Below are 633 nucleotides of genomic sequence, written 5' to 3'. Positions count from 1 at the left end.
CCCAAGCGCTAAGTTTCTGCGATAAAGGCTTAAAAACACCCCCACTAACAAACTCAAAGGCAACACGAATTGAGAAGAGCCTAAAAAAACAATGCGTTGGAGCGTTTGATCTAAAATAGGGTTAGAAGAGTTTGAACGCATCAAGCTAAAAATGGCATTGTCCATTGAATGAGCGTAATCAAAAAAAACCAAGCCAACCATAAGGATAAAAAACGCGCTAAAAACACCCCCTAAAAGAAACAAGGTTTTAACTGGTAATAAGAAAAATACTTTGGGTTGTGCAGAAACATTTTTGAAAGAATTTTCAGCCATTATTAAAACCCTTTTAGTTAGTTCATTCAAACTTGATATTATACGCCAACGAACTTTAAAATTGCTCTTAAAAGTTTTAAGACAATGAAGTTTAAACACATAAAATCTTTTTATTCTAATCAAACCTAGCTAATAAGAAACTGAAATTGTTTTTTTTTTTTTTTTTTGAAATCGCTTTAATTTTTGCCCTCTTTTAAAGCTTTTTAACCCTTTTTAGACTACAATGCGAGAAGTAAAAATCAAAGGAACGCAATAATTTATGGATAGAGCCAAATTTATATTCGTTACAGGGGGTGTGTTAAGCTCTCTAGGGAAAGGGAT

Annotated in this window: 1 protein-coding gene; it reads right to left on the bottom strand. The window is 32.7% G+C overall.

What is annotated here, in order from left to right; translation table 11 throughout:
• Positions 1 to 342 (bottom strand): hypothetical protein (locus IEY78_RS35370; protein ID WP_229700347.1); only part of this gene is annotated, 342 nt, incomplete at its 3' end.
• Positions 343 to 633: the final 291 nt, after the last annotated feature.

The sequence above is a fragment of the Streptomyces kronopolitis genome, from assembly GCF_014646275.1.
Taxonomy (GTDB): Bacteria; Actinomycetota; Actinomycetes; order Streptomycetales; family Streptomycetaceae; genus Streptomyces; species Streptomyces kronopolitis.
This window is presented reverse-complemented; position numbering and strand designations above follow the sequence as displayed.